We start from the raw sequence: 17,904 nt of genomic DNA, 5'->3' as shown, positions 1-17,904 counted from the left end.
GTTGCGCGGTTGACGGACCACATGCCCCACAATTTCGAGCTGGATACGCTCAAGATCCGCATCGCCGACCCGAAGTTGGCGCCCCTGGAACTGCGTGTACGCGTGCAGCGTGCGCTGCGCCAGTTGATTCTGGACGGTGTGCTGGCGCCCGGTTCGCGCTTGCCGGCCACGCGTACGCTCGCGCAGTCGTTGGCTGTCTCGCGTGACACGGTCGAGATGGCCTACGTTCAGTTGCAGCTGGACGGCTATATCGTTCGCCGTGAAGGCTCTGGCAGTTTCGTCTCCGAGAAGATCGGGCCCAGTTTGCGTGGCACCCGCACGCGCAAGGCGAACCTTGCCGGGTTGCCGCTCCGTGCGGATGGCGCCGTGGCGCTCAGTGCGCGGGGTGCAGATATTCTGGCCAGTGGCGGCGTCGCCGATCAGCAGGAGGTCAGGGCGTTCGCGACCGGGCTGCCGGAAACCCGTACCTTCCCGATGAACATCTGGGAGCGCCTGCAGCGCCAGGCCTTGAAGGACTATCGCCCCAGCGCCCTGTTACATGGCGACCCGCAAGGGGCCGAGCCGCTGCGCCAGGCCATCGCCGGTTACTTGAACCTGGAGCGCGGGGCCAAGGTGACGGCAGACCAGGTGCTGGTGTTGAGCAGCACCCGGCAAGCGCTGTTCTTGTGTGCGCAGGTGTTGGTCGATGCCGGCAAGCCCATCCTCATGGAAGACCCCGGTTACTTCGGCGCACGCAAGGCCTTTGAGTTGGCGCAGTTGAAGATTGTGCCGGTGCCGGTGGATGAGAAAGGCTTGCGCACTGACAGGCTGTACGCCGACACCAGCGGCGCCAGCACCCTGTATGTGACGCCGTCGCACCAGTACCCCACCGGCGCCACGCTGGCGCTGGAGCGGCGCCTGGAACTGACCGCCTGGGCGGCCGAGCGCCAGGGCTGGATCATCGAGGACGATTACGACAGCCAGTTCCATTACGAGGGCTTGCCGACGGCCTGCGTGCAGGGTGTGGATAAGTACAATCGGACGATCTACCTGGGCACGTTCAGCAAGTCGCTGTTCCCCGGTTTGCGCATGGGCTACATGGTGCTGCCGCAGGAACTGGTGAAACCCATGAGTTACGCCCGCAGCATTCTCGATGGCCACACCCCGCAACTGGCGCAGTTGACCTTGGCGCGCTTTATCGAGGACGGGCACTTTGGCGCGCACATCCGCGCCATGCGCAAGATCTATGCGGTACGCCGTGAAGCGATGGCCGATGCGGTGGAGCGCCACCTCTCGCCTATCGTTACGGCGCGCTTGCCACCGGGCGGCTTGAACATGCCATGTGTGCTGACCGAGGGCTGGTCGGAACCGGAGACCATCCGGCAAGCGGCCAGGGCCGGTATTTTGTTGCCCGGGCTGAGCCGGCTGTATGCCACGCCGCCAGCGGTCGGCGGCTGGTTGCTGGGGTTTGCCGCGCTGACCCCGCATGAGATCGAGACGGCGATACAACGGTTGGTCAAGGCCATCACCTAGCCGTTTAACGCCCTGCTGCTGGCCCGATGTGGTCTGGTTGCCGTGGGCTAACTGGACTGATCGGGCCCACCAGCCAGGCGCTACGCTCCTCCCTCACTCGGCGGGGAATGCGGCACGTGCTTCCCTGCTGTTGTCAGCCCATCAGGAAGGAACCCCCGCGTGATTCGATCAACAACCGGCCTGCGCGCAAGCGACCTTGTATCCCCCAGCATTGCGGCACTGATTTCAGTCATCGTGAACTATGGCGGCACGTTCGTGCTGGTGTTTCAGGCGGCGCAACTGGCCCAACTCAGCGCGGCGCAAACGGCGTCCTGGGTGTGGTCGGTGAGTATCGGCGTCGGCGTGACCGGCGCCTGGCTGAGCTACCGCTACCGTGAGCCGATCATTACCGCCTGGTCTACGCCGGGTGTGGCCTTTCTGGCGACGGTGATGCCGTTCACGCCGTATGGCGAGGTAATCGGTGCCTACATGCTGTCGGCAGTCGGCTTTATCGTGCTGGGCCTGTCCGGTGCGTTTGAGCGACTGGTGCGCTGGATTCCGAGCGGTATTGCCGCAGGCCTGCTTGCGGGCATTCTGCTGCAATTTGGCGTGAATGCGTTTGGCGGCGCCAGCGCCGACCCGCTGTTGGTGATTGTGCTGGTGCTGGCCTATGCGGTGCTGCGCCGCTTCACCTCGCGCTTTGCCATGGTCGGCATTCTGCTGATCGGCCTGGCCCTGCTCTTGGCCCAGGACAGAATCGACGTGCAGCAACTGCAGTTGAGCCTGGCCGCACCGGTGTTTGAAATGCCGCAGTTCTCGCTAGGTTCGCTGCTGGGTGTGGCGCTGCCGCTGTTTGTCATTACCCTGACCGGGCAGTACATGCCGGGCATGCTGGTGCTGCGCAATGACGGTTTCAAGACCAGCGCCAACCCGATCCTCACCGTCACCGGCCTGGGTTCGTTGCTGATGGCCCCGTTCGGCGCGCACGCGTTCAATGTGGCGGCAATCACCGCAGCCATCTGCACGGGCAAGGATGCCCACGAGAACCCGTCAAAGCGCTACATCGCCGGGCTGGTGTGTGGCGCGCTGTATGTGATGGTCGGTATTTTCGGCGTCACCCTGGCAACGCTGTTCATGGTGTTGCCGCGCACCTTCGTCACCACCCTGGCGGGCTTGGCCTTGCTGGGTGCGATTGGCGGCAGCCTGGCCAATGCCATGGTGGATGCCCGCACCCGCGAGACTGCCCTCATTACCTTTTTGGCCACCGCAGCGAATGTCACCTTGCTGGGTGTCGGTGGGGCGTTCTGGGGGCTGGTCGCGGGCCTGGTGGTTCATCTGCTGATCCATGGCGGGCGCAAACCGCTGGCAGGCTTACGCGCGCAGTAGTGGCCGAGCAATCCGTGTTTTTTTGCCCTGTTTGGGCACTACTTGGCGTGGCCTTGACTTGCGTCAATGGCCGCGCCTTACATACCCCCGTGGGTATAACGTAGCATTGCGCCATGAGTGTTCTGAGCCCCGGAACACTCGCCAAACTCCTCAGCAGACGTTGCTGGATGGCGCCAGGTTTACCCCTCGAACGTCGTCGCAATGCCCGCCTGATCGACCTCGGAGTCACAGCGTGCCCAACGATGCCCCCAAGTCCCCATGGCGAATCCCGCTGGTGCGGGAAATTGGCATCATCCTCGTGGTCAAGCTGGTCATCCTCTTCAGCATAAAAGCCATCTGGTTCAGTGAACCAACGGTGCCGGTCAACGGCAGTGCGCGCTTCGACGCCCACCTATTCGGCACGCCACCCCCTTCGCAACTCACCGAGGAGAAACCGAGATGATCTCGGAATCCGTAGTCGATCTGTCGCGCCTGCAATTTGCAGTCACCGCGATGTACCACTTTTTGTTTGTGCCCTTGACCCTGGGGCTGGCGTTTCTGCTGGCCATCATGGAGTCGGTCTATGTCATGACCGGCAAGCAGGTGTACAAGGACATGGTCAAGTTCTGGGGCAAGCTGTTCGGGATCAACTTTGCCCTGGGGGTAACCACCGGGCTGACGATGGAGTTCCAGTTCGGCACCAACTGGGCCTACTACAGCCACTATGTGGGGGACATCTTTGGTGCGCCGCTGGCCATTGAAGGGATGATGGCGTTCTTCCTCGAGTCGACCTTCATCGGCCTGTTCTTCTTTGGCTGGGACCGCCTGAGCCGCGTGCAGCATTTGGCCGTGACCTGGCTGGTGGCGATTGGCTCGAACATGTCGGCGCTGTGGATTCTGATCGCCAACGGCTGGATGCAGAACCCGGTGGGTGCCGAGTTCAACTTTGAAACCATGCGCATGGAGCTGACCAATTTCGGCGCGCTGCTGTTCAACCCGGTCGCGCAGGTGAAGTTCGTTCACACCGTCTCTGCCGGTTATGTGACAGGCGCCGTGTTCGTGCTGGCGATCTCCAGCTACTACCTGCTGAAGAAACGTGACCTGGCGTTTGCCCGTCGCTCGTTTGCGATTGCCGCAGTGTTCGGCCTGGCCTCGACCATTTCGGTGATCCTGCTGGGTGACGAATCCGGCTACGAGATCGGTGATGTACAGACGACCAAACTGGCCGCGATTGAAGCCGAATGGGAAACCGAACCGGCGCCTGCCGCGTTCACCCTGTTTGGCTTGCCGAACCAGGAACAGCAACGTACCGACTATGCGGTGAAGATCCCGTATGTGATGGGCATCATCGCAACGCGTTCGGTGGACAAGCAGGTCACCGGTATCAAGGACCTGATCGCTCACCACGAGGTGCGCATTCGTAACGGCATGATCGCCTATGGCCTGCTGGAGAAGCTGCGTCATGGCGACAAGAGCGAGGCCAATATCGCCGCGTTCAATGAGGTGAAAAAAGACCTCGGCTACGGCCTGCTGCTGAAGAAGTACACCCCGAGCGTGGTCGACGCCAGCGAAGCACATATCAAGCAAGCCTCGCTGGACACCATTCCGGATGTCTTCACCATGTTCTGGAGTTTCCGCGCCATGGTGGCGTCCGGTTTCCTGATGCTGGTGCTGTTCGTGCTGGCCGCCTGGGCCTCGATCAAGCGCAATGCCGAGAACAAGCCATGGCTGCTCAAGTTTGCCGTGTGCAGCCTGCCACTGCCGTGGATTGCCGCCCAGACCGGCTGGGTGGTGGCCGAGCATGGTCGTCAGCCGTGGTCGATTGCCGAAGTGCTGCCGGTTCACCTCTCGACCTCGTCGCTGTCTGCGGGCGATGTGATGGGCTCGCTGCTGGCACTGATCGCCTTCTACAGCCTGCTGCTGGTGATCGAGATGTACCTGATGATCAAGTTTGCCCGCCTTGGCCCGTCCAGCCTGCACACCGGGCGCTATCACTTCGAGCGTGACGCTGTCGCGCACACCGTCAAGGCTTGAGGAGCAGATCATGTTTGATTACGAAACACTGAAGCTGGTGTGGTGGGTGTTGATCGGCGTGCTGCTGATCGGCTTCGCCTTGACCGACGGCTTTGACATGGGGGCCATGGCGCTCATGCCGTTCGTGGGTAAGACCGACAATGAGCGGCGGGTGGCGATCAATACCATTGCCCCGCACTGGGATGGCAATCAGGTGTGGTTCATCACCGCCGGTGGCGCGCTGTTCGCGGCGTGGCCGATGGTCTATGCGGTGGCGTTTTCCGGGCTGTACTGGGCCATGCTGCTGGTGCTGTTTGCCCTGTTCTGCCGGCCGGTAGGCTTTGACTACCGCAGCAAGCTGGAAAACCAGAAGTGGCGCAACGCCTGGGACTGGGCCCTGTTCACCGGTGGCGCCGTACCGGCCCTGCTGTTTGGCGTGGCCTTCGGCAACCTGTTTCTGGGCCTGCCGTTCCGCCTCGACGAGCTGATGCGCTCCAGCTACGAAGGCTCGTTCTTCGGTTTGCTGCACCCGTTCGCCCTGCTCGCTGGCGTGGTCAGTTTGAGCATGCTGAGTATGCACGGCGGGGCTTGGCTGATGCTGCGTACCGATGCCGATCTGCATGCACGGTCCCGTGTGGCCACCCGCTTGTGCGCACTGGTGTACCTGACGGCCTTTGCCGGTGCGGGCGCCTGGCTGGTGGCCTCGATTCCTGGGCTGACCCTGGCCGATGGGCTCAACACCGGTGGTGCGATCAACCCGCTGAGCAAACAGGTGGCGGTGGGTAACGCCGGCTGGCTGGCCAACTACAGCCACTACCCGCTGACGATCATCGCCCCGCTGCTGGGCTTTGCCGGCGCGCTGCTGGCCCTGCTCGGTGCCCAACTGAACCGCGCGGGCGTGGCCTTCCTCGGCAGTAGCCTGGCGATTGTCGGCACCATCTGCACCGCCGGCTTTGCGCTGTTCCCGTTCGTGTTTCCATCGAGCCTCGATGCCGCCTCCAGCCTGACGGTATGGGACGCGGTCTCTAGCCAGAAGACCCTGGGCATCATGTTCATCGTGGCGTGCATTTTCGTGCCGCTGATCCTGGGTTACACGCTGTGGTGCTACACCCGCATGTGGGGACGCCTGACCAACAAGACCATCGAAGCCAACCCTCACGGGCTGTATTGATCCGAGCCTGTTCGGCGCAGGCCTGCCTTGCGCCGATCAGCACACCCGCCGCCCAACGCGGCAAGGAGAACATCATGTGGTACTTCACCTGGATACTCGGCGTACTGTTGGCCTGCAGCTTCGGCATCATCAACGCCCTGTGGCTGGAAACCCACCAGAACCTTGATGAAGAGGTGACGGGTGACCAGTAAGCCCCGTCCGTGGCTACAGCGCGGTTACAGCCGCGCTGTGTCGCTGCTGCTGGCGACACCGTTGACGTTGATTTTCCTGATCCACCCGGCGGTGATGCTGGACGCCGATGGCCACTACAGTCATCGGCTGATCATGCTGAGCATGCTGGGTATCTCCAGCGGCTTCATTCATGGGGTGGGTTTTGACCCGCAAAGCCGGCTGTGGCGCAGTGTCTTCCATCCCCTGCTGGGATGGCTGCTGATGGGGCTGGGCTATGCCATCCTCTGGCAAGCCCGCGTTCAAGCCGTGGCTTAGGTGTACTTGGTAAAGATGGCGCGAACCTGGGCGAGTTTTTCCTGATTGCTCTGTTCAGGGCTGAGGATCGCGTCTTCCACCAGGCACACCAACATTTCCTGATAGGCCTTGTCGAGGGCCTTGCGTGCCGCACTGAACTGCTGGGCAACCGCTTCACACTCATCACCGCGCGTGATCATTGCCTGGATGCCGCGAACCTGTCCCTCGACGCGGGCCAGCCGCTTGAGGATGGCATCCCTGCTCTTTGATTCTTGTTGTTTTATCATGTCTGAACTCTGTAATACGCCATAAGGTCGATACGCTGCTCTTCCTGAGCAACCCTTCAGGTTTTCTCCCGTGAATAACGCTGTTCGTAGTGGGTCGCATTTTCGGCCCGCCACTTTGCATGGCCGACTGTACCGTGTCCAGCAAACGAAACCCGGTCTCAGGTCAACGGTTTGCGATTCATGCGGCGCTCGCGCAGTTGCTGTTTCAGCCGCCGCACTGGCGGGGCATACAGAAAGCCAAACGACACGCTGTTTTTCCGGCCTTTTATCGCGTGGTGCATCAGGTGGGCACGGTACAGCCGCTTCAGGTACGGATGGCGCGGCCTGGGTCGCACCGGCCAGTGGCGGTGCACGATGCCGTCATGGATGACGATATAGATCACACCAAACGCTGCCACGCCGGCACCGATCCACTGCAGCGGGTCATGGCCGGCGTTGCCCTCTGCGATCAGGCCGACGGCCACCAGTGCGAGGGCCAGCAGGTAAACGTCGTTGGTTTCCAGGGCGCCCAGGTGTTTTTCATGGTGGGACCGGTGCAAAAACCAGCCCCAGCCATGCATGACGTACTTGTGCGCCAGATAGCCGACACCTTCCATGGCCGTCAGGGTACAAAGGAATATCGCGAGGTGGGCAATCATAGGAAACAGGTGGCTCGGTAAACGTCGGCGTCAGGGTATGTGAACACTGGCCGACGGTCTAGGCTCACGGCTTGGAAAGCATTTCCCGGTGCTTGCGCAGTTGCTCGATCATCTGCTCCATGTGTGCAATGGCCTTGTCGACTTTTTCCACGGAGTCGAGGTTCATCATGGGGCCTTGGTTCATCATCGAACCCTGGTTCATCCCGCCCATCATTTTGCCACCGCCCATGCAGCCGCCCATTTCGGACATGCCGTTACCCATGGCCTGCTGGTGAGCCTTCATCATTGCCTGACGCTCTTCAGGGGTTTTGCTGGCCATCCAGCGTTCGTGCATTGTGCGCATTTCGGTCATGTGCTGCTGCCACTGCTGGTCTGCGTCAGGCGGCGTTTGCGCGCCGACACCACAACTGACCAGTAACAACGCCAAGCCAACAACGGGGAGTGATCTGCTCATGTTCGAACACCTTAACGGGTGGAGGTCGTTGTTTCACTCTAGGCCAACGTGCCCACTTGCGCTTGACTTACATCAGGCAGATAGACACTTCGAGCACCCGGCCAAAAAAGCCGTCGCACCCAGCGCTATATAGATATTAATATAGCGAACCACCCTCATAGGAAAGGAAGCCCTGCATGAACGCACCCGCCAAGGAAGCCGTAGGCGAGGCCTACGACATCGAGGCCATGAAGTACGCGCAAGCCATGACCTGGCGCGCGATCGACATGCTGTCGGCATTGATCCGTCCCGGCATGCGCGAGTCCGAGGCTATTGCACTGGGCAAGCAGGTGCTCGCCGAGTTGGAGATGCAACGCATCTGGCATCCGCTGTTGGTGCGCTTTGGCAGCAACACCCTGAAGATGTTCAAGGAGCGCTCCGAGGGTGACCCGGTGCTGGGTGAAGACGATATTTTCTTCATCGACATGGGTGCGGTATGGCGCGGGCACGAGGGCGACGCCGGGGCAACCTTCACCACCGGTACGGATGCGCAAATGGTGGCCTGCGCCGCTGCCGCCAAAACGCTGTTCGACACGGTGCAACAGCGTTGGGCCAATGAGCGCGTCGCGGGGCAGGAACTCTATCGCTACGCCGAAGAGCAAGCCGAGGCCATGGGCTGGCGCTTGAACCTGAACATCAAGGGCCACCGTGTCAGCGATTTCCCGCATGCGATCTATCGGGGAGGCGACCTGGGGGATTTCGAGCGCTGCCCGAATGCCGGCCTGTGGATCCTTGAAATCCAGATTGCCCACCCCGAAAAGCCCTATGGGGCATTTTATGAGGACCTGCTGGCCTGACACGCAGAACACAGGTATGAGCGAGAGAACCTACCCTTATAAAGCCTGGCTGCTGACACGCAGCTTTCAGCCCCTGGAGATAGAGTTGGTCGCCAGGGGCTACATTGGCAGTGCGTACGATTGCACCGAAGCCGGTCGCAACTACCACATCGAGGACTTGTACCCCTCGAAAGAGGCCGTCATCGCTTACGGTGAAAGACGCTTGGCCGAACTTGCCGAAGAGCTGGCAAAACAGAACCTCAACCTGGAAAAACGGCGCTGTGAACTGCTGCGGCACAAGTGATCACCAAACGTACTGAACTGGCGTAATCAAGCGGCCTTCAGTTGGCGCGCACCTCGGCCCGGTGGGCGCGGAAGTGGTGCTGCTCGGTACGGCGGCGATGATGATCAACGTCGGCTAGCGCTTCTGAGCACAACAGGCCGCATCACAGGCCGCCGGCGGTGCTTTCCAACCATTCGGCCAACTGTTCGGGAGGCAGCGGGCGGGTGAACAGGTAGCCCTGCCCCACTTCGCAACCTTGAATCTGAAGCAGCGCACGTTGTGCTTCGTTCTCCACACCTTCGGCTACCACGGTGAGGTTCAAGCTCTCGCCAATACGAATCACTGCGCGGGTCAGGGCCTGTGCCGCAGTGTCGTGCTCCATGTCATGCACAAAGCTTTTGTCCAGCTTGAGGGTGCTCAACGGAATGCGCCGCAAGTAGCTCAAGCTGGAATAACCGGTGCCGAAATCGTCCATCGCCAATTCAATGCCCAGCGCATGCAATTCGTGCAGGTTGAGCATGATGCTCGGGTTGGGGTCGAGCATGACGCTTTCGGTAATTTCCAGGGTCAGGTCATGGGGCTGCAGTGCGTATTGCTTGAGCGTGTCGATGATCTGCCGTGGCAGGTCGCGGTTATGGAAGTTGGTCGCTGACAGGTTCACCGATACCCCCGGCACCGCCAAACCCTCGCTGCGCCATTGGGCCAGTTGCCGACAGCTTTGCGTGAGCGCCCAATCGCTTAGCGCGCCAATCAAGCCGGACTCTTCAGCCAGTGGAATAAAGCGGGTCGGCGACACATGGCCAAAGACCGGGTCATGCCAGCGTGCCAGCGCCTCAACGCCCAACAGGGCGCCCGTCTTCAGGTTCACCAACGGCTGGTAGTGCAGTTGCAGGCGCTGGCCCAGCAGGGCATTACGCAGCGCGATTTCGAGGGTGAGGCGTTCTTGAGCAAGCTGGTTCATGTCGTTGCTGAAGAAACTGAAGCGACCACGCCCGCGGGTTTTCGCCTGGTACATGGCAAGGTCGGCACAATGCAGCAGGGTTTCCATATCCTGACCGTCATCCGGGTACTGGCTGATGCCAATGCTGGCGGACGGCATCAGGGTAATACCACCGATGTCACAGGGCATGGAAATCAATGCCTGCAGGCGCTCTACGGTGTCCACAGCCTGGGCGGCGGTACAGGGGTTGAGGACGATGACGAACTCATCGCCCGACCAGCGCCCGATGATCTCGCTGTTGTAGGCGTCGCTGCGCAAGCGCTCGGCGATCAGGCACAGCAGGTCATCGCCTGCCGGATGACCGAAGGAATCGTTGACTTGCTTGAAGCGGTCAAGGTCGATGAACAGGACCGCCAGCGACTGCTGGTTGCGCTCGGCGCTGGCAATCGCCTGGTCGGCATTGGCCAGCAGCAGATTGCGGTTGGGCAACCCGGTGAGGCTGTCGTAGAACGCCAACTGACGGATCTTCAGGCGCGCGCTATCGCGCTCCAGGGCCAAGGCGCACAGGTGGGTACAGATCTGCACCAGACGCTTGTGAAACTCACTGGGGTCGCGCACCTCCCGATAATAGAAGGCGAAGGTACCAATCACCTGGCCTGCGCTGGTTTTGATCGGTGTCGACCAGCAGGCGCGCAATCCCAGGGGCAGTGGCAGGTGTTTATAGGGCGCCCAGAGCGGGTCGTTTTCAATATCACGCACGTGTACCGGCGAACCGATAAAGGCAGCCGTGCCACAGGAGCCTACGTCCGGGCCAATCACCACACCGTCCAGCGCGCGCGCGTAGCTCTGCGGCAGGCTTGGGCTGGCCAGCGGGCGCAACATGCAGTGCTCATCGACACGCAGAATCGAGGCAACCACCTCGGGCGCAATGCGCTCGACTTCGTTGCAGATCAGCGTCATCACTTCGGCCAGCGGTGCCTCACCCGCCATCGACTCCAGCGCCTTGCGCTGCAGCACTTCATGAATCTTGGCATCGGTGAGGTCGTTGACCACGCAGACGACGTGACTGAACGCACCGTGCCCATCAACAATAGGGTTGACCCGCAAGGCGCACAGCAGGGGCTGTTTATGCTTGCTGTAAAGCAGTTCTTCACTGCTGTAGGAGTTCCCGGTGTCCAGGTGTTCAAGCACCTCGCTCAACGGCGTGATCTGGGCCTGCAGGCTGTTGAACAGTTGCATGAGCGGCTTGCCGAGCAACTCCTGCGGCGTGTAGCCAAAAAGCCTGTGCACCGCGTCATTCGCAAACAGCACACAGCCCTTGTGATCCGCCAGCACCAGCGCATTGTGCGAATGCTCGGCAAACAGCGAGATCAGCCGTGTACGCTCGTGTTCAAGGTGCTCCTGCTCGACACGGGCAGTGACATCGGCCGCAAACTGGACCACTTTGGCCACTCGCCCATCAGCCGCGAAGACCGCTTTATAGGTTGCGGCCAACCACAGCTGGCGACCATCAGCACTCGTGTACGGGTACTGGCCGCTGATGGCCTGCCCGTTCCTGAGGCTGCCCCATAGCCGATCACACGCCGAGACATCGCTCAGGCTGCTGGCGTATAGCATTCGATGGTGAAGGCCGCAGAGTTGCGAAGGTGAATAGCCGAAGAGTTTCTGGTAGAGGCCGTTGGCAGCCAGCAGGATGCCGTCGGGTGAAAACTCGGCAATCGCCAGCGAGTCATCGAGGATGCTCAGCAGCGCCTTATGTTCCAACGTCGGGGGCAAGGGTTCGCTCGACAACAGGGACATGGCTGACCTTCTTTCCATAGAGCAACTAAACACTTGACCCGTCCGCTACCCATGGGGATAAGCGTGGCGTACAGAATTCTAACAAACTCAAAAACACCATCATATTGCCATCATCCTTTTGCCACTTATCAAAGTCAATAAATAGCAATGCCAAACAGCCCTTTTAACGCTGAACAGGCCACGCTGCGCGGGCACGGCACACCGTGAACTTCGCCCTGATAAAAGCCATTAAACGATTCAGTGAAGACGATATGTGCTGTCTTGAACAGGTATAACTACTGCATGCTGGAGTATGTTCCAGGGCCTGTAACTATACCTTGGAACATATATGACTGTTTGCAGATCCGTTTATGTATGCAGCACCGCTGATCTGCCAAGGTCAAGCACCATTATGGCCCAAGCAACGTGGCCAACTCATCTGCCCGCTCCTTGGTCATGCGCAGGGTACATGCGGCACCATTGAGTATGTCCATGGTGCCGCCGGTAAGGGTGTAGTACATCCCGCAGTTGGCATCACGGTATTTGATCCACGCACGCTGAGCATCACGCAATTTGCCTTGCTGGGCAGGTTCCAGCCCGGCCATGGCGGTTTTATAGCCTTGGTTCAAGCGAGCGTCCTGGCGCTTGATCTCGGCGCCACTGCATTCATTCATGGTGGAGGTAACACCGCCGGAGGCATCCATGCACTGGCTGTACGCCGCCGAGTAGCCGTCTTTCGCCAGCACCGCTTGCGTCGTTGTACACAGCAATAGCGCGGCGCAAAGGGTCGTTTTTTTCATGTTCTAGGTCCTTGGGAACGTCAACAGATCGACAGAAAGACGCAGCATGCAGACCGGGCAGCGCCAAGACAATGGGAAGCATTGCCCCCTTGGGTGGCCTATTTGCAGGCGCAACGGGCTGATGGCGCGAAACACCCGACTACACAGCCGTGCCTGATCGTGGCCGGTAGGGTGGTGGTTCAGTGCGGCACCTCGGCCAGCCGTTGAGGCACCATGCCGTCCTCGGCAGATACCGTCTGGCGCTCGATTTTTACCTGATGCAGCGGCCCGAGGTTGCCACTGGCCCAAAACACCGTGGCACTCAGTGCGATCAGAATCAGCCAGTCGAGCAGGCGCCAACGAGGTATTTCGACACCCTTTCGTCGCTGCCAACAATGCCAGCCCTGCCCTGCGGCAAACACTGTAAACGCGGCGAGCCAGAGGTAGTAGCCCCAACCAAACCCGGCCACACGGGCGAAATCATAGCTGTGGTTGTCCGGCACCCGGCTTATCCACAGGCAGGAAAGCGCCAGCCCCCAGGCCGCCAGGGCTATGACTAACGCCAACCACGGCCAGCGCCGTCGACACAGCAAGGCGAGGCCGAGCAACGGGTTGGCGAACCAGCCATAGAGCTCGAAAATAACGCCCCACCAGCCGGCAATCAGCAAATGCATCGCCGAAAACGCGCTGCCCGTATTCAGCTCAAGGGCATCGAAAAACAGGCTGCAAAGGAACAGCATCACGCTGATCGAGAGGTAACTTGGGCGCACTGTCATATCCATTTGACCGTTTCAAAAGTGCGCCACCCTAAGCGATCACGCCGCTCGACGCTTGTATTTTCGCCCTGTTACGCACAAAACCAGACAGCTCAGGCGGCTGAGGCGCCGTCGTCGTCCGGCCAGCTCGGCTCGTTGGCTTCCAGCGGTGGCAACCCATGGGCCGCCCGCGCCTTATCGCAGGACGGATTGGGCTGGCCATTGACCCAGGCTGCATCAAACTCACGGCAAGGCGTTGAGCGTTGCTCATACAGCGAGCAACTGACCGCCTTGCCCACTTCACCCTCAAGGCCGATGCAACGGCTGGGCTTACACCCTGTGCCCAGCATGGCAACACGGCTAGGGCTGATCTGCTCGACCAACTCGTCGGGCACCAGCCCGCCAGCCGAGCTGCATTCACCCCAGAAAAAAGACACACGGAAATACGCGCAGCAGGCACCGCAATTCAAACAAGGATTGTTTTCGGACATGATGGGGAACAGGGGGGAGGAATATCGTTATAGGGAGAAACCCGAGCAATATTCTATGCTTCGCCCAGTATTTGAACAGTGGGCGCAAAAATTAAATTCGCGTTCCCGACAGACTGCTACTGCCCGGCCAAGGAGGCCTTTGATGTCGTTGACTCACCGCCCTGTTGTCGCTACTGACCTCGCCTTGCTCTGCACCTTCCCGCAAGGCCCGGAAGAACTCTACTTCATGTTCCCGAAAGCCTCGTTTCCATTGACCGAGGCACAGTTGCAAGCCTCCATTGATCAGCGCGCCAACTCAACGGTGGTCGAGCTGAATGGGCGGGTTGTCGGCTTCGCCAACTTCTATGAATGGGAGCGAGGTGGGCGCTGTTCGATTGGCAATGTGATTGTCGACCCGGCAGCCCGGGGCCAGGGTGTAGCCCGTTACCTGATCGAACAAATGATCGCGATGGCACGGGAGCACTACCAGGCCAAGGACGTGGAATTGTCCTGCTTCAACCAGAACACCGCCGGCCTGTTGTTGTACCCACAGTTGGGCTTTGTGCCCTACGGAATCGAAGAGCGCAGCAATCAGCGCGGCGAGCGGGTGGCGTTGGTGCAGATGCGCCTGCAGAGGGCTTGAGCATCACAGGCAAGCCTGCCCCAACCGTTGTGGGTGCAGGCTTGCCTGCGATCTTAATCGCGGGCGGGCTTGGTCGCTTTCGGCAGTTCCAGGCCGTCTGCGCGGAACATCTGGCGAATACCCCGCAGTGCCTGGCGGATACGGTCCTGGTTCTCGATCAGGGCGAAACGCACGTGATCGTCGCCGTAATCACCAAACCCGATGCCTGGCGATACGCAGACCTTGGCCTCGGCCAGCATTTTCTTGGCGAACTCCAGCGACCCCAGGTGCGCATACGGCTCGGGGATTTTTGCCCAGACGTACATCGAGGCCTTGGGGTTTTCAACCATCCAGCCGATCTCGTGCAGGCCTTTGACCAGCACGTTGCGCCGCTGCCGGTATTGCTCGGCGATGTCGCGCACGCACTGCTGATCGCCTTCCAGAGCGGCAATCGCCGCGACCTGCAGCGGTGTGAAGGTGCCGTAGTCGTGGTAGCTCTTGATCCGCGCCAGGGCATTGACCAGCTCCGGGTTACCAACCATGAAGCCGATCCGCCAGCCCGCCATGTTGTAGCTCTTGGACAAGGTGAAGAACTCCACCGCAATGTCCTTGGCGCCCGGCACCTGCATGATCGACGGGGCTTTCCAGCCGTCGTAGACGATGTCGGCGTAGGCCAGGTCGTGAACCACCAGCACGTCGTACTGTTTGGCCAGTGCCACCACGCGCTCGAAGAAGTCCAGCTCTACGCACTGCGCGGTCGGGTTGGACGGGAAGCCGAGAATCATCATCTTCGGTTTGGGGATCGACTCGCGAATCGCCCGCTCCAGCTCATTGAAGAAGTCCACCCCCGGCACCAGCGGTACGGAACGCACCTGGGCACCTGCGATCACGGCACCGTAGATATGGATCGGGTAACTGGGGTTGGGCACCAACACTGTGTCGCCATGGTCGAGGGTGGCAAGCATCAAGTGCGCCAGGCCTTCCTTGGAGCCAATGGTCACGATGGCTTCGCTTTCAGGGTCGATGTCGACCTCGTAGCGCTCTTTGTACCAACGCGAGATGGCGCGGCGCAGGCGTGGAATGCCGCGGGATGTCGAATAGCCGTGGGTGTCTTCACGCTGGGCAACCTGCACCAGTTTCTCGACGATGTGCGGTGGCGTAGCCCCATCGGGGTTGCCCATGCTCAGGTCGATGATGTCCTCGCCACGACGGCGTGCAGCCATCTTGAGTTCGGCGGTGATGTTGAAGACGTAAGGGGGGAGACGATCAATGCGCGCAAAGCGGCGCGGCGAACCTTGGTCAGCCATGGCTTCCTCGAAGACGTAAGCGCCCGGAACCGTCCGAGCGACGTTGGCCACTGCGGTGGCCGAGGCAAACAATAGAGCGCCAAGGTCACCGCTGTCCAGAGCTACCGAAGAAAATTGAGCAACTTAGCAGATGTCTTTGTAGGCCCCGTCATGCCACTCCAGCGGCGTGGCCAAGCCGGATTTGGGGCTCAGGTGGCTACCCTGGATCGAAGAAAACGGCACACCGTTACTGCCCAGGCTCACCGCTCGCTCGTTTTTATCCGATTCGGTGATGAGGGTATAAGAGTGCTTGCGCATGGCCTGATAGCGCGGGTCGTGGTCGTTCAAGGCCTTGTGATGCACCTTCAACTGCCCTTCATTCAACTGCAAACGCTTGCTCAACGAGGTGCCCCAACGGGTCAGGCAGGTTTCCGCGAAATGCCGCACGATCAACCCCGGCTCGGCCAACGCCTTGTCCCCCGAGGCACCGTCGGCAGCGGCATTGCCCACCAGGGTAGCGTGTCGGCCCGGCATCGGGTACACGCATGTACGGGTGCTGCTGGCGGTCTGCGGAATGACACAGGCGAAGCCTTTGGAGCGCTCGTCGCGTGCGTAGAACGCTACATACTCCTTCACGTTCGCTGCCAGTTTTACCCGGTTATCCTGGAAATTGAGCAAGCCAGGTACCGGGTCGATTGCAAAGATATTCACCGGTATGTGCTTGAGCGCTGCGTCGTTGGCCATGGCGTTGGCCAGCATATGGCAACTGATGCCACCACGGCTCCAGCCAACCATGTTCACTTGGGTAGGTATGACGCCGTTCTTGCGGAAAGTCTTGATGATCTGTTCCTGCAACTGCTGTGGTGTAACGTCACGCTTACCATAGCTATAGCGACGCCAGAACCAGGAACCACTGGCCTCAAGGTCCTTGATCGGAACACCGGCGGCTTTCAGCTGGTTGTACTCCTGCTCGGTCAAATCCTGACGCTGCCAATCGCAGCGGCCTTTGATGATCTGCAGTGCATGACCTACGTTTTCATCCCAACCTCTGCCAAACAAGGTGCCGGTCATGCCGTATGCCTTGTTTTCGACAAACATTTCATCCGCCTGCAGGTTGCCGCTTCCTGGGCCATCAATGATGACCCAATCAGCAAACTCCCGGCCCTGCGTGTTAGAGGCCAGCGTCGACACCAACTCGCCATCCCAGAAGTTGGGGTGAAGGTCGTCAAAACGATGGGAACCGGTACCACAAAAATACACTGTCAAAATGCTCATGCTGCCAACTCGATCTGATTGAAGATGGCAGCAGACTAAACGCAGCGAAAAAACGCAGGCATACGGAAACGCGCCCAAAAAAAACCCCGGCATTGAGCCGGGGCTTTTCATGAAGCAGGCGACTGTCAGTGCGCGTAAGTCAGCAACAACTCGGTCGGCACTTTGGTGTCCAGCGACATCATCACGCTCAGGGCGGTAATGGTGAAGATCGAGAACACGAACAGCTTGCGTGCCCAGAGGCGATCATCTACTGCCTTGTAGCCGGTCCAGGCCATGTACAACCAGTACATGCCCATGGCCGCTGCTACCGCCATGTAGCTCATGCCGGCGTAACCGCCGATGGTGAGCATCAGGGTGGCAAGCAGGAACGCGATGATGTACAGCAGGATGTGCTTCTTGGCGACCCCAATGCCGCGCTTTACCGGCAATACCGGAATCGACGCTGCGAGGTAGTCGTTGAAGCGGAAGATCGCAATCGCATAGGAATGCGGCATCTGCCACAGGCTGAACATCACCAGCAGGGTCAGCGCAGCCAGGTCGAAGCTGTTGCTCACGGCGCAGTAACCGATCACCGGAGGCATGGCACCGGACAGGCTGCCAACCAGGGTGCCGTGCACCGATTTACGCTTCAGGTACAGGCTGTAGAAGCCGACGTAGATGACGAAGCCGATCAGGGCAAACAGCGCCGCCAGCGGGTTGGCCTTGACGTACAGCAGGCCAAAGCCGGCCACCCCGAGCAGGGTGGCGTAGACCAGCGCCAGTTTCAGCGAGATCAGGCCCTGAACCATGGCGCGGTTCTTGGTACGTTCCATCTTCAGGTCGATGTCACGGTCGATGCAGTTGTTGAACACGCAACCGGACGCCACCACCAACGAAGTACCAATAACCGTCGCCAGGAACAGTGCGAAGTCGACATGCCCTTGCGCGGCAAGGAAGAAACCGCCTGCCACAGAAAGCACGTTACCGAAAATGATCCCCGGTTTGGTGATTTGGATAAAGTGCTTAAAGGACATGCT

The 17,904-nt window shown here is 60.2% G+C and carries 20 protein-coding genes; 10 read left to right on the top strand and 10 right to left on the bottom strand.

Going from position 1 to position 17,904, the window contains the following annotated elements:
- Positions 1-21 precede the first annotated feature (21 nt).
- The 7 genes from pdxR to ACZ9H3_RS19495 all read left to right on the top strand — a co-directional run bounded on the left by pdxR (position 22) and on the right by ACZ9H3_RS19495 (position 6,526).
- Positions 22-1,512, top strand: a complete 1,491-nt coding sequence (pdxR, locus tag ACZ9H3_RS19525) for a MocR-like pyridoxine biosynthesis transcription factor PdxR (RefSeq protein WP_476222062.1) — start codon at positions 22-24, stop codon at positions 1,510-1,512.
- A 159-nt stretch (positions 1,513-1,671) separates the two neighbouring features.
- Positions 1,672-2,877, top strand: coding sequence for a benzoate/H(+) symporter BenE family transporter (locus tag ACZ9H3_RS19520; protein WP_476222060.1), 1,206 nt, complete (start codon positions 1,672-1,674; stop codon positions 2,875-2,877).
- 232 nt (positions 2,878-3,109) lie between these two features.
- Complete coding sequence (gene cydP, locus ACZ9H3_RS19515; protein ID WP_065758868.1) at positions 3,110-3,319, top strand: cytochrome oxidase putative small subunit CydP; 210 nt, start codon at positions 3,110-3,112, stop codon at positions 3,317-3,319.
- On the top strand, positions 3,316-4,890 hold the full coding sequence (locus ACZ9H3_RS19510) for a cytochrome ubiquinol oxidase subunit I (RefSeq protein WP_454240767.1): 1,575 nt from the start codon (positions 3,316-3,318) through the stop codon (positions 4,888-4,890). Before cydP ends, ACZ9H3_RS19510 begins: the two co-directional genes overlap by 4 nt.
- Before the next feature lie 10 nt (positions 4,891-4,900).
- On the top strand, positions 4,901-6,040 hold the full coding sequence (cydB, locus tag ACZ9H3_RS19505; RefSeq protein WP_476222058.1) for a cytochrome d ubiquinol oxidase subunit II: 1,140 nt from the start codon (positions 4,901-4,903) through the stop codon (positions 6,038-6,040).
- A gap of 74 nt (positions 6,041-6,114) precedes the next feature.
- Positions 6,115-6,231 carry a cytochrome bd-I oxidase subunit CydX gene (cydX, locus tag ACZ9H3_RS19500; RefSeq protein ID WP_065758871.1) on the top strand — a complete coding sequence of 39 codons (117 nt, stop codon included), beginning with the start codon at positions 6,115-6,117 and terminating at the stop codon, positions 6,229-6,231.
- The gene (locus ACZ9H3_RS19495) at positions 6,221-6,526 is read left to right on the top strand and encodes a cyd operon YbgE family protein (RefSeq protein ID WP_065758872.1); all 306 of its coding nucleotides are present in this window, start codon (positions 6,221-6,223) and stop codon (positions 6,524-6,526) included. Before cydX ends, ACZ9H3_RS19495 begins: the two co-directional genes overlap by 11 nt.
- Here ACZ9H3_RS19495 and ACZ9H3_RS19490 read toward each other — a convergent pair.
- The 3 genes from ACZ9H3_RS19490 to ACZ9H3_RS19480 form a co-directional block, all read right to left on the bottom strand.
- Positions 6,523-6,792: a metal-sensing transcriptional repressor gene (locus ACZ9H3_RS19490; RefSeq protein WP_065758873.1), complete on the bottom strand. Its 270-nt coding sequence runs from the start codon at positions 6,790-6,792 to the stop codon at positions 6,523-6,525. The two genes, ACZ9H3_RS19495 and ACZ9H3_RS19490, sit on opposite strands and share 4 nt — an antisense overlap.
- A 158-nt stretch (positions 6,793-6,950) precedes the next feature.
- Positions 6,951-7,430 carry a sterol desaturase family protein gene (locus tag ACZ9H3_RS19485; RefSeq protein WP_330521975.1) on the bottom strand — a complete coding sequence of 160 codons (480 nt, stop codon included), beginning with the start codon at positions 7,428-7,430 and terminating at the stop codon, positions 6,951-6,953.
- Between the two features lie 64 nt (positions 7,431-7,494).
- Entirely contained in the window at positions 7,495-7,884 is a 390-nt protein-coding gene (locus tag ACZ9H3_RS19480) for a hypothetical protein (RefSeq protein WP_330521974.1), read from the bottom strand.
- A gap of 176 nt (positions 7,885-8,060) precedes the next feature.
- Between ACZ9H3_RS19480 and ACZ9H3_RS19475 the strand changes: the two genes are divergently transcribed.
- Positions 8,061-8,720 (top strand): M24 family metallopeptidase, encoded by a 660-nt coding sequence (locus ACZ9H3_RS19475; RefSeq protein ID WP_476222054.1) that lies wholly within the window; start codon positions 8,061-8,063, stop codon positions 8,718-8,720.
- 16 nt (positions 8,721-8,736) lie between these two features.
- Positions 8,737-9,003 carry a hypothetical protein gene (locus ACZ9H3_RS19470; RefSeq protein ID WP_330521972.1) on the top strand — a complete coding sequence of 89 codons (267 nt, stop codon included), beginning with the start codon at positions 8,737-8,739 and terminating at the stop codon, positions 9,001-9,003.
- A 142-nt stretch (positions 9,004-9,145) separates the two neighbouring features.
- Here ACZ9H3_RS19470 and ACZ9H3_RS19465 read toward each other — a convergent pair whose 3' ends face one another.
- The 4 genes from ACZ9H3_RS19465 to ACZ9H3_RS19450 all read right to left on the bottom strand — a co-directional run bounded on the left by ACZ9H3_RS19465 (position 9,146) and on the right by ACZ9H3_RS19450 (position 13,726).
- Complete coding sequence (locus tag ACZ9H3_RS19465) at positions 9,146-11,722, bottom strand: sensor domain-containing protein (RefSeq protein ID WP_330521971.1); 2,577 nt, start codon at positions 11,720-11,722, stop codon at positions 9,146-9,148.
- Between the two features lie 389 nt (positions 11,723-12,111).
- A complete protein-coding gene (locus ACZ9H3_RS19460) occupies positions 12,112-12,501 on the bottom strand; it encodes a lysozyme inhibitor LprI family protein (protein ID WP_065758880.1) in 390 nt (129 codons plus the stop codon).
- A 179-nt stretch (positions 12,502-12,680) separates the two neighbouring features.
- On the bottom strand, positions 12,681-13,250 hold the full coding sequence (locus ACZ9H3_RS19455; RefSeq protein WP_476222050.1) for a hypothetical protein: 570 nt from the start codon (positions 13,248-13,250) through the stop codon (positions 12,681-12,683).
- A gap of 98 nt (positions 13,251-13,348) precedes the next feature.
- Positions 13,349-13,726 carry a YkgJ family cysteine cluster protein gene (locus tag ACZ9H3_RS19450; protein WP_065758882.1) on the bottom strand — a complete coding sequence of 126 codons (378 nt, stop codon included), beginning with the start codon at positions 13,724-13,726 and terminating at the stop codon, positions 13,349-13,351.
- A gap of 142 nt (positions 13,727-13,868) precedes the next feature.
- On the opposite strand from ACZ9H3_RS19450, the gene ACZ9H3_RS19445 reads away from it, so the two are divergent.
- Positions 13,869-14,348 carry a GNAT family N-acetyltransferase gene (locus ACZ9H3_RS19445; RefSeq protein ID WP_476222047.1) on the top strand — a complete coding sequence of 160 codons (480 nt, stop codon included), beginning with the start codon at positions 13,869-13,871 and terminating at the stop codon, positions 14,346-14,348.
- Positions 14,349-14,401: 53 nt separating this feature from the next.
- Here the strand turns inward: ACZ9H3_RS19445 and alaC are convergent, their stop codons facing one another.
- The 3 genes from alaC to cyoE all read right to left on the bottom strand — a co-directional run bounded on the left by alaC (position 14,402) and on the right by cyoE (position 17,901).
- Entirely contained in the window at positions 14,402-15,634 is a 1,233-nt protein-coding gene (alaC, locus tag ACZ9H3_RS19440; protein ID WP_065758900.1) for an alanine transaminase, read from the bottom strand.
- Between the two features lie 123 nt (positions 15,635-15,757).
- Positions 15,758-16,888, bottom strand: coding sequence for a hypothetical protein (locus ACZ9H3_RS19435; RefSeq protein ID WP_476222045.1), 1,131 nt, complete (start codon positions 16,886-16,888; stop codon positions 15,758-15,760).
- 125 nt (positions 16,889-17,013) lie between these two features.
- A complete protein-coding gene (gene cyoE, locus ACZ9H3_RS19430) occupies positions 17,014-17,901 on the bottom strand; it encodes a heme o synthase (protein ID WP_330521966.1) in 888 nt (295 codons plus the stop codon).
- Between the last annotated feature and the right edge of the window lie 3 nt (positions 17,902-17,904).

The organism is Pseudomonas sp. TE3910, assembly GCF_056279025.1.
This window is presented reverse-complemented; position numbering and strand designations above follow the sequence as displayed.